The sequence below is a fragment of the Dietzia sp. KRD202 genome, from assembly GCF_017168155.1.
GTDB classification, from domain to species: domain Bacteria; phylum Actinomycetota; class Actinomycetes; order Mycobacteriales; family Mycobacteriaceae; genus Dietzia; species Dietzia kunjamensis.
Map to the genome: position 1 here is coordinate 1 of NZ_JABFAN010000015.1, position 10,624 is coordinate 10,624.

Annotated in this window: 11 protein-coding genes; all 11 read right to left on the bottom strand. The window is 69.6% G+C overall.

Annotated elements, in window-relative coordinates; translation table 11 throughout:
* Positions 1–500 precede the first annotated feature (500 nt).
* Genes tyrS through argC form a run of 11 tightly spaced genes read right to left on the bottom strand, consistent with a single transcriptional unit; the run spans position 501 to position 10,560 of the window.
* Entirely contained in the window at positions 501–1,781 is a 1,281-nt protein-coding gene (tyrS, locus tag J1M64_RS10030) for a tyrosine--tRNA ligase (protein WP_206474107.1), read from the bottom strand.
* A gap of 6 nt (positions 1,782–1,787) precedes the next feature.
* Positions 1,788–2,414 (bottom strand): DNA-3-methyladenine glycosylase, encoded by a 627-nt coding sequence (locus J1M64_RS10035; RefSeq protein WP_067714140.1) that lies wholly within the window; start codon positions 2,412–2,414, stop codon positions 1,788–1,790.
* Positions 2,415–2,470: 56 nt separating this feature from the next.
* Positions 2,471–2,692 (bottom strand): Trm112 family protein, encoded by a 222-nt coding sequence (locus J1M64_RS10040; protein ID WP_067714095.1) that lies wholly within the window; start codon positions 2,690–2,692, stop codon positions 2,471–2,473.
* A 5-nt stretch (positions 2,693–2,697) separates the two neighbouring features.
* A complete protein-coding gene (gene argH / locus J1M64_RS10045) occupies positions 2,698–4,137 on the bottom strand; it encodes an argininosuccinate lyase (RefSeq protein WP_132063239.1) in 1,440 nt (479 codons plus the stop codon).
* Positions 4,134–5,333 carry an argininosuccinate synthase gene (locus tag J1M64_RS10050; protein ID WP_132063238.1) on the bottom strand — a complete coding sequence of 400 codons (1,200 nt, stop codon included), beginning with the start codon at positions 5,331–5,333 and terminating at the stop codon, positions 4,134–4,136. The genes argH and J1M64_RS10050 overlap by 4 nt, the downstream gene beginning before the upstream one ends.
* 58 nt (positions 5,334–5,391) lie before the next feature.
* Positions 5,392–5,889: an arginine repressor gene (locus J1M64_RS10055; RefSeq protein WP_096905560.1), complete on the bottom strand. Its 498-nt coding sequence runs from the start codon at positions 5,887–5,889 to the stop codon at positions 5,392–5,394.
* A complete protein-coding gene (gene argF, locus J1M64_RS10060) occupies positions 5,886–6,872 on the bottom strand; it encodes an ornithine carbamoyltransferase (RefSeq protein ID WP_206474108.1) in 987 nt (328 codons plus the stop codon). The genes J1M64_RS10055 and argF overlap by 4 nt, the downstream gene beginning before the upstream one ends.
* Positions 6,869–8,116, bottom strand: coding sequence for an acetylornithine transaminase (locus J1M64_RS10065; protein WP_206474109.1), 1,248 nt, complete (start codon positions 8,114–8,116; stop codon positions 6,869–6,871). Before J1M64_RS10065 ends, argF begins: the two co-directional genes overlap by 4 nt.
* The gene (gene argB, locus J1M64_RS10070) at positions 8,113–9,048 is read right to left on the bottom strand and encodes an acetylglutamate kinase (protein WP_182608982.1); all 936 of its coding nucleotides are present in this window, start codon (positions 9,046–9,048) and stop codon (positions 8,113–8,115) included. The genes J1M64_RS10065 and argB overlap by 4 nt, the downstream gene beginning before the upstream one ends.
* Position 9,049: 1 nt before the next feature.
* A complete protein-coding gene (locus J1M64_RS10075; protein WP_069390102.1) occupies positions 9,050–9,526 on the bottom strand; it encodes a hypothetical protein in 477 nt (158 codons plus the stop codon).
* Positions 9,523–10,560, bottom strand: coding sequence for an N-acetyl-gamma-glutamyl-phosphate reductase (argC, locus tag J1M64_RS10080; RefSeq protein ID WP_206474110.1), 1,038 nt, complete (start codon positions 10,558–10,560; stop codon positions 9,523–9,525). Before argC ends, J1M64_RS10075 begins: the two co-directional genes overlap by 4 nt.
* Positions 10,561–10,624 lie beyond the last annotated feature (64 nt).

Here is a 10,624-nt window from a genome sequence, read left to right on the forward strand (position 1 = left end):
AAACTGGCTGTTCAAACAAAAACGCGACCCCCACGACAGGGATGTGAAAGGGTCGCAACCAAACAAAAAATTTGGCACTATCACAAACAAAACACACTGTTGAGTTCTCAAACAACACCCACACACCGTCTCCACGGGGCTGTTCGCCTCGCTTCACCCGGGGTGATCTCCGCCGCCCTCCCGAGGAGGGCAACTCCACCAGCGTAACAGGTCTGCGTTCCGATTCACAATCCGGTTGCTTTCCCGCCTCGCGGCGCCGCCGCCACTCTCTCGAGGGCAACTTCTCCATCTTAGCTATCCGGTCTCACCGAGTCAAACCGGCGAGATCTTCTTGCTGTTCGGAGCCCGTCTCCTCGGCGTCCCCGGCCTCTCGGCCCGGGCCGCTCTCGGCGACTTCCAATAAGTTACGCAGACGTGAACGGAAACGCAAACCCGCAGCTAGACCTGCAGAAATGCCGAAAGGCGCCGGGTTCACCGGCGCCTTCAACGATCTTCCAGACTCAGTTCATCCTGACCCCGGCGAAGTTCTTCTTCCCCCGCCGGAGCACGAGCCATGATCCGTGGAGGAGGTCAGAGGCCGCCGGAGTCCATTCCGGATCCGAGACGCGCTCGTTGTTGACATACGCGCCGCCCTCCCCGACCGCACGCCGCGCCGCCCCCTTGCTGTCGCAGAGACCGGAGGCCACCAGGAGATCGACGATCGTGGCGGGCTCACCCTGCGCGATCTCGACAGCACCGGCATCCTCCAGCGAGGCCGCCAGCGTCGCCTCGTCGAGGCCGGCCAACTCGCCTCTGCCGAAGAGCGCCTGCGCGGCGGCCTGGACGGACTCGGTCGCGGCGACTCCGTGGACCAGGGTTGTCATCTCCTCGGCGAGTCGCTTCTGCGCCGCCCGCATGTGGGGCTTCTCCCGGGTGAGTTCCTCGAGCTCGTCGATCTCCTCCCTACCGAGGAAGGAGAACCACCGCAGGTAACGCACCACATCGGCATCGGCGGTGTTGAGGAAGTATTGGTACCAGGTGTACGGGCTCGTCATCGCGGGATCGAGCCACAGACTCCCGCCTCCGGTCGACTTCCCGAACTTCTTCCCGTCCGACGAGGTCACCAGGGGAACGGTCATCGCGTGCACGGACTCCCCGTCGACCCGCCGGTTCAGATCGACACCGCCGACGATGTTGCCCCACTGATCGGACCCGCCGAGCTGGAGCGTGCACCCCATGTTGCGACGCAGCTGCAGGAAGTCGTTGGCCTGCAGGAGCATGTACGAGAACTCGGTGAAGGAGATCCCCTCTCCCTCCAGCCGGCGCTTGACCGTGTCCCGACCCAGCATCGTGTTCAGCGAGAAGTGCTTGCCGACGTCGCGGAGGAACTCGATCACCGTCATGTGGCCGGTCCACTGCATGTTGTTGACGACCCGCGCGCCAACGGGGCCCTCGGTGAGGTCGACGAACCGCTCGAGCTGACCGGCGATCCGCTCGGTCCACTCCGCCACGGTGTCGGAGGTGTTCATGACCCGCTCCCCCACGTCGCGGGGGTCACCGATCATGCCGGTGGCGCCGCCTGCCAGAACGATCGGCCGGTGTCCGGCCAACTGGAACCGGCGCAGGGTCAGTAGCGGGATGAGGTGACCGGCGTGCAGGCTCGGCCCGGTCGGGTCGAACCCGCAGTAGAGCGACACGGCGCCCTCGTCGAGGTGCGCCCGGAGCGCGTCGAGATCGGTCGACTGGGCGATCAGCCCGCGCCACTGCAGTTCATCGAGGATGTTGTTGGTCACGACGGACATTGTCCCTCACTCGGCGTGTCCGGCCACCACGGGGCGGGTCAGCTGCGGGGCCCGTGGGCTGCGTCGGTACGCGGAGACCTCCCGCGCGCCGGCCACCCAGAACCTCCACGGGCGGTCCGCTTCGCGGGAGACCCCGACCCTCGGACCGGACCTGATGTGGTGCCCGGGGACCGGGTCGGGGCGGAATTGGACCGACGACGACGAGTCGAGCACGTCGATGCCCCTCATCGTGAGGTCGATGCCCAGGGTGCTGCCGAGATTGCCGGGTCCGCGGGCGGCCCGCTCGGCCGGGACGCCGGGCCGGCGGGAGTCCACGATCTCGTGGCCGCCGGCGATGCGGGCCGCCCTGAGCAGTACTCCGCCGCCTTCCCCGGCGGGCCGGCACGTGATGTTCACGCACTGGTGGATCCCGTGGCTCAGGTAGACGTACAGATGACCGGCGTCCCCGAACATGACCTCGTTCCGGGGGGTGGGGCCCGGCCAGGTGTGAGCGGCCGCGTCGGGAAAGCGGGATTCCGGTGGCCCGCCGTAGGCCTCGACCTCCATGATCCTCACCGAGACCGCGCCGTGGGACAGGATCCCTCCGAGCAGAGCCCGGGCCGCGGTGTCAGGCGATGACTCCCGCAGCAGCAACCGGAACCGATCGGTATCGGTGCCGACGGCGGGGCCTGTCCGGTCGTCCGGGGAACTCACCCCTCGGTGCCTCCACCTGCCAGGGCGACCAGCTCCGCGTGCTCGGCGTCGTCCACCTGCCGGGATTCGTCGACCAGCAGCACGGGGATGCCGTCGTCGATCCGGTAGGCCCGGCGCAGACGCGGGTTGTACAGCGTCTCCGATCCCGCGAGCAGGAGCGGGCCCTTGTCCTCGGGGCAGGCGAGGATCTCGAGCAGACGTGCGTCGATGACGGACATGGCGCTCACCCTACCCAGCCCGCGAACTCGTCGCGGATCTCGCCCAGTCGCCTGCGCTGGGCGGCCACCGCCTCGCCCGCGGTGCCGCCCCGGGCGTTCCTCGACGCGATCGACCCGGTGACGGTGAGGACCTCGCGCACCTCGGGCGTCAGCGCGGGGTCCACGGCCGCCAACTCGTCGTCGTCCAATTCGTCGAGCCCGACGCCGCGGTTCTCGGCCACACGGACGCACTCCCCCGCCGCCTCGTGGGCGACCCGGAACGGGACGCCCTGCCGGACCATCCACTCCGCGATGTCGGTGGCCAGGGTGAACCCGGCGGGAGCGAGCTCGGCGAGCCGCTCCGGATGGAACTCCAGGGTGGCCACGAGACCGGCCATGGCCGGCAGCAACAGATCCAGCTGCGACACCGAGTCGAAGACCGGTTCCTTGTCCTCCTGCAGATCGCGGTTGTAGGCCAGCGGTTGCGCCTTGAGGGTCGCCAGCAGGCCGGTCAGGTTACCGATCAGTCGACCGGTCTTCCCGCGCATCAACTCCGCCACGTCCGGGTTCTTCTTCTGCGGCATGATCGAGCTGCCCGTCGACCACTCGTCCGCCAGCGTCACGTACCCGAACTCGGGCGTGGACCAGGCGATGATCTCCTCCGCCAGGCGGGACAGGTCGACCGCGATCTGCGCCAGCACGTACGACGCCTCGGCGGCGAAGTCGCGGGAGCTGGTGGCGTCGATCGAGTTGTCGGCGGCCCGGTCGAAGCCGAGCTCGGCGGCGATCGCGTCCGGGTCCAACCCCAGCGACGACCCCGCCAGCGCACCCGAACCGTACGGCGACACCGCCAGACGGCGGTCGAGGTCACGGATCCGGTCCAGATCGCGCAGCAACGGCTGGGCGTGCGCGAGCAACTGGTGGGCGAGCAGGACCGGCTGCGCGGCCTGGAAGTGGGTCTTGCCCGGCATCACCGTCTCGGGGTGCGCGTCGGCCTGGCCGACGAGCGCGTCGACCACGTCCAGGACCCCCGCCGCGACCGCCCGCACGGCGTCGCGGAGCCACATGCGGAACAGGGTGGCCACCTGGTCGTTACGGGACCGGCCGGCACGCAGCCGACCGCCCACCTCGGGCCCCACCCGCTCGATCAGGCCGCGCTCGAGGGCACCGTGCACGTCCTCGTCGGACTCCGCCGGGACGTAGGCCCCCGAATCGACATCCGCGGCCAGCCGATCCAACCCGTCGAGCATGGCGTCCAGGTCGGGCCCGGTGAGCAGACCCGCGCGGTGCAGAACCCGGGCGTGCGCCTTGGACGCGCGGATGTCGTACGGGGCCAGCTCCCAGTCGAAGTGGGTGGACTTACTCAGCGCGGCCATGGCCTCCGACGGCCCGCCGGAGAACCGACCTCCCCACAGGGAGCCCGTGTTGGTGCCGTGCCGCCCGGAGTCGCCCTGCTCCGCACTCACAGGCCGAGGTCCCGCTTGGCGGCGATCTTCGAGCTCAGGCCGTGCAGGTTGACGAAGCCCTTCGCGTAGCTCTGGTCGAACGAGTCACCCTCGTCGTAGGTGGCGAGGTTGAAGTCGTAGAGCGAGGAGTCGGAACGACGGCCGTTGACGGTGATCGAGCCGCCGTGCAGGACCATCCGGATGTCCCCCGACACGTGCTGCTGCGTGTTGTCGATGAAGGCGTCCAGGGCGTACTTGAGCGGCGAGAACCACAGACCGTCGTAGACCGCGTTGGACCAGGTGTCGGACACGCCGGACTTGTATCGGGCGAGCTCACGCTCGAGGGTGACGTCCTCGAGCGCCTTGTGGGCGGTGATGAGGATCATGGCGCCCGGCGCCTCGTAGACCTCGCGGCTCTTGATGCCCACCAGGCGGTCCTCGACCATGTCGAGGCGCCCGACGCCCTGCGCGCCGCCGCGACGGTTGAGCTCCTCGATCGCTTCGAGCACGGTCACCTTGCGGCCGTCGATCGCGACCGGCACGCCCTCGGAGAAGGTCACCGTGACCTCGTCGGGGGCGGCGAAGTTGATGGTCGGGTCCTCGGTGTAGTCGTAGACGTCCTTGGTCGGGGCGTTCCACAGATCCTCGAGGAAGCCCGTCTCCACCGCACGGCCCCAGACGTTCTGGTCGATGGAGAACGGCGACTTCTTGGTGACGTTGATCGGGATCTCGTTCCGCTCGGCGAACTCGATCGCCTTCTCGCGGGTCCAGGCGTAGTCGCGGACCGGCGCGATCACGTCGAGGTCCGGCGCGAGCGCACCGAAACCGACCTCGAAGCGGACCTGGTCGTTGCCCTTACCCGTGCAGCCGTGCGCCACGGAGGTCCCACCGTGCATCTTGGCCGCGGTGACCAGGTGCTTGACGATGAGTGGACGGGAGATCGCCGAGACCAGCGGGTACTCACGCATGTACAGGCCGTTGGCCTTGATCGTGGGGGCGCAGTAGTCATCGGCGAACTCGTCGCGGGCGTCCACGACCACCGACTCCACGGCTCCGCAGTCCAGCGCGCGCTGCCGGATGACGTCCATGTCCTCACCACCCTGACCGAGGTCGATGGCGACGGCGACGACCTCGGCACCGGTCTCCTGACCGATCCAGCTGATGGCGACGGAGGTATCGAGTCCGCCGGAGTAGGCGAGGACGACGCGATCGGACATGGTGTTCTCCTTGATGTGTGGGGTCTGTTCAGGGGGGTGGGTCGGTCTGCGGGGCCGGTCAGATCTGGCGTCGTGCCAGTCCGGCCAGTCGGTCGGCGAGTTCAGCTCCGGTGACGGGTTCGCGGGCCATCACGAATATGGTGTCATCCCCCGCGATGGTCCCGACGACGTCGTCCAGATTGGCCCGGTCGAGGGCGCTGGCGAGGAAGTTTGCCGCCCCGGGAGGAGTTCGCAGGACCGCGATGTTGGCACTGTGGTCGGCGGACACGAGTAGGTCCGCGATCAGCCTGCCCAGCCGGTCCGTCCCGCCCGGGATTCCCGGCACGTGGCTGCCGTCCTCGGGGATCACGTAGCGCCCGGCGCCTCCGTCTGCGGCGCGGAGCTTCACGGCGCCGAGTTCGTCCAGGTCCCGGCTGAGGGTGGCCACCGCCACGGCGATACCCTCCTGCGCCAACGCCTCGGCGAGCTCGGTCTGACTGCGCACCGGTCGGCGACGCAGGATCTCCGTGATCCGGGCGTGCCGGGCCGTCCGGCTGACGGTACCGACGGCGGTCACGATCGCTCCAGGAGCCAGACCAGCAGCGCCTTCTGGGCGTGGAGTCGGTTCTCGGCCTCGTCGAAGACTCGGCTGCGGGGGCCGTCGATCACCTCGGCGGCGATCTCCTTGTCGCGGTAGGCGGGCAGACAGTGCAGGACGATGACGTCGTCCGAGGCCCTGGCCACCGACGCCCGGTCCAGCTGGTAGTCGGCGAGGTCCCGCAGGCGCTGCGTGGCCGAGTCCTCCATGCCCATCGAGACCCAGGTGTCGGTGATGAGGACGTCGGCATCGTCCACGGCCGGGTCGACGTCCGCCGTGATGGTCACCGAACCGCCGGTTCCCGCCGCGATCCGCTGGGCGTCGGCGACCACCTGGCCGGTGGGCTGGTACCCCTCGGGGGCCGCGATGGTGATGTGCATGCCGGCGGTCGCGAACCCGAGGAGGTAGGAGTGGCCCATGTTGTTGGCCCCGTCCCCCAGGTACACCGCCCGGAGTCCCTCGGTGCGGCCGAAGTTCTCGCGGATGGTGAGCAGGTCGGCCAGGATCTGGCACGGATGGAACTCGTCGCTCAGGGCGTTGACAACGGGAACGTCCGCGTGGGCGGCGAGTTCGACGAGGCCGTCCTGTGAGTAGGTGCGCCAGACGATCGCCTCGACGTAGCGCGACATCACCCGGGCGGTGTCGGAGAGGGTCTCCCCCTTGCCCATCTGGGTGGAGCCGGACTCGACGACGATGGCGTTCCCGCCCAGTTCCGCGATCCCGGCGTCGAACGAGAACCGGGTGCGGGTGGAGGTCTTGTCGAAGATGACCGCGACAGACCGCGGGCCCTCCAGGGGTCGGGCGGAGAACGGCTCGGCCTTGAGCTTCAACCCGAGGTCCAGGACTTCGGCCTGCTCGGCGGGGCTGAGGTCGTCGTCGCGGAGGAAGTGACGGACCGCAGGGGTGGAGGTCGCGGTCGACGCGGTCGCGGCGGTCGATGAGCTGACGGTCGGGCCGGTCATGACGAGGACTCCTTCTGGGCTGCGATGGTGGACGACGCGGTGTCGAGGATCCCAGGCAGCGCGGACACGAACTCGGCGACCTGCTGTTCGGTGAGGATGAGCGGTGGTGCGAGGCGGACCACGTCCGCCGTGGTGGCGCCCACCAGGTACCCGGCTCCGCGCGCCGCCTCCTCCACCGCTTTGGCGGCCCGCGCGGTGAGCACGATCCCGAGCAGGAGGCCCCGTCCACGCACGTGGTCGACAAGTGGGTGGTCGAGGCACTCGATTTCGGCGGCGATGATCTTGCCGAGGCGGTCGACGTGCGCCACGAGGTCATCGGACTCGATCGTGTCGAGTACGGCGAGAGCGGCGGCGCACGAGATCGGGTTGCCGCCGAAGGTGGTGCCGTGCTGCCCGGCGGTGAGTAGTTCGCCCGCGGCGCCGACGCCGAGGCACGCGCCGATCGGCAGGCCACCACCGAGCCCTTTCGCGAGGGTGACCACGTCGGGCACGACCCCGGCCTTGCGGCAGGCGAACATCGCACCGGTACGGGCGATCCCCGTCTGGACCTCGTCCACGATCATGAGGACGCCGTGCTCGGTGCACAGGGCGCGCACGTCGGCGAGGAACCCCTCGGGGGGCTCGACGACGCCGCCCTCGCCCTGGAGCGGTTCGATGATGACGGCGGCCGTCTCGCCCGGAGCCTGCTCCACCAGCGTGGTCAGGGCGTCGATGTCGCCATAGGGGAAGAACTCGACCCCGGGTGGCATGGGCTCGAACGGCGCGCGCTTGGCGGGCTGGCCCGTCATCGCCAACGCCCCCATCGTCCGTCCGTGGAAGCCGTTCTCCGCTGCCAGGATGCGGGACCGGCCCGTCCGGCGGGCGATCTTGAACGCGGCCTCGTTGGCCTCGGCTCCCGAGTTGCAGAAGAAGGCCCGGACCGGCTGGTCCACCGCCAAGAGGGACTCGAGGCGTTCGGCCAGCTCGACCACCCTGGGGTGGGCGTACAGATTGGAGATGTGCCCGAGTTCGGCGACCTGGCGACTGACGGCGGCGACCACGGCCGGGTGGCCGTGTCCGAGGGAGTTCACGGCGATCCCGCCGAGCAGGTCGACGTACTCACGACCGTCGGCGCCCGTGAGCGTCGCGCCACTGCCCGAGACCAGCTCGAGCGGCGGGGTGCCGTAGTTGCGCATCAGCGCGTCGTCCCACCGCGCGGTGAGGGTCGGGGTGTCTGTGTCGGTGACGGTGTGCGTGTCGTTCATTTCTCGGCTCCTGCCGGCGACCTGGTTTCGTGGTGGCCCTCGGTGACCATCGTCCCGATGCCCCCTTCGGTGAGGATCTCGAGCAACACCGAGTGTTCGACGCGCCCGTCGATGACGTGGGCTGCGTGCACCCCGCCCTGGACCGCCCGCAGGCAGGCCTCCATCTTGGGCACCATCCCGCTCTCGAGGGACGGGAGGAGCCGCTCGAGTGGTTCGGTACCGAGATGCGTCACGAGGGACGAGCGGTCCGGCCAGTCGGTGTACAGCCCCTCGACGTCGGTGAGGACGATGAGCTTCTCCGCACCCAGGGCCGAGGCGAGCGCCCCGGCCGCGGAGTCGGCGTTGATGTTGTGCACGGTGCCGTCAGAGTCGGGAGCGATGGTCGACACGACGGGAATCCTTCCCGCCTCGATGAGGTCGAGGACGGCCCGCGGGTCGACGGACTGCACATCGCCGACCAGGCCGATGTCGGTGGGTTCCCCGTCGACCATCGCTGTCCGGCGAACCGCGGTGAACAGTCCCGCGTCCTCTCCGGAGATCCCGACCGCGTAGGGGCCGTGGGCGTTGATCAGACCGACGAGCTCGCGTCCGACCTGGCCGAACAGCACCATGCGGACGATGTCCATGACCTCGGGGGTGGTGACCCGGAACCCGCCGCGGAACTCGCCCTCCATGCCCAGACGACCGAGCATGGAGGTGATCTGCGGCCCGCCCCCGTGGACCACCACGGGCTTGAGCCCGCAGGTGCGCAGGAACACCATGTCCGCCGCGAAAGCCGCTTTGAGGTCGTCGTCCACCATGGCGTTACCGCCGTACTTGACCACGACGATCTTGTCGTGGAACTTCTGCAGCCACGGCAGCGCCTCGGCGAGCACGTGCGCGCGGACGAACGGCGTCAGCTGCGTGGAGCCGTCGTTCATCTCGGTGGTCATGTCAGGCCTCTCCGGGCTGGTCGGGAATGGTCAGGGCGAGTCGGACGTCCGCGCCACCGCGGTGTCGGAAACGGAACTCGGCTCCGTCCGCCGTCGGTGCGGGTTCCGGCCACGGCGCGTGATCGGTGTCAGGCCGGAAGACGAGCACCTCGATCGGGCCGGCCTCGACACCCGATCTCGAGCTGACGAACCGGGCGACGTTCTCGGCGACCTCGTGCGCGGCCGTGAAGTCCGCGCCGGGGTCTCCGACGCCGGGGCCGTCGAGCAGGACGACCGCGCGGGTGGACGGGATCTCGGCGCTCAGGGTGCTCCACCGCAGTTCCACCGCGTCCGCCCCGTCACCGTGGACGTTGAGGATGCCGGTCGAGCCGGCGGGGGCGACCCAGAACATCGCATGGGTTCCCTCCGGGGCCCACCACATCTCGAGACCGTGGACCCGGCCTCTGGAGGTGGCGCCCGCCAGGGCGTCCGCGGTCACGGGGCCAGGCCGACGGTGCTGAGTCCGGCGGTCTCGGGGAGTCCGAGCGCGAGGTTCATCGACTGGATCGCGCCCCCGGCGGTGCCCTTGGCGAGGTTGTCGATCGCCGCGGTGAACACCGCGCGGCCGGCGCGCTCGTCGACCTCGATGCCGAGTTGCACCGCATTGGATCCGAGCACGGAGGCGGTCATGGGCTGCACGCCCGCGGGCAGGACGTGGACGAACGGCTCGTCTCCGAACGCCTCGGCGTACACCGCCCGGAGCTCCCCGGCGGTCGCGGTCGTGGGCGCCACCGCGGTGGTGAGGATGCCGCGGGCCATGGGGGCGAGAACCGGGGTGAAGCTCACCGACACCTCCGCGTCGGTGACCCCACGAAGGTTCTGGGTGATCTCGGGCGTGTGCCGGTGGGTGGTCACGCCGTACGCCTTGGCCGAGCCCATGACCTCCGCGGCGAGCATCGGGACCTTGGCGGCCTTGCCTGCGCCCGACGCTCCGGTCACGGAGACGATCGTGATGGCGGAGGCGTCGACGAGGCCGGCCGCGACGGCCGGGAACAGCGCGAGCGTGGCGCCCGTGGGGAAGCACCCCGGGACCGCGACGCGGCGGGTGGACCGCAGCGCCTCACGCGCCCCGGGGAGCTCCGGGAGACCGTACGGCCAGGTACCGGAGTGCTCGGAGCCGTAGTACGCCGTCCAGTCCTCTGCGTCCACCAGTCGGAAGTCCGCCCCGAGGTCGACGACGAGGACGTCCGGCCCCAGTTGCTCGGCGATCGCCGCAGAATGCCCGTGGGGCAACCCCAGCACCACGACGTCGTGGCCTTTGAGCGTCTCCGCCTCGGTCTCCGCGAGGACGCGGTCGGCGAGGGGCAGCAGGTGCGGGTGGTGCTCCCCGAGCGTCTGTCCGGCGCTCGACCCGGCGGCGAGCGTGCCGATCTTTAACTCCCCCGCCGCATAGGACGGGTGCCCGAGTAGGAGTCGGAGGAATTCCCCGCCCGCGTAACCCGAAGCACCTGCGACCGCCACCGTGATTGCCATACGCACGAGTATGCACCACTTTGCAATGTTTTGCATCTCCCCCGGCGAGCCGCGCCCCTTGCCC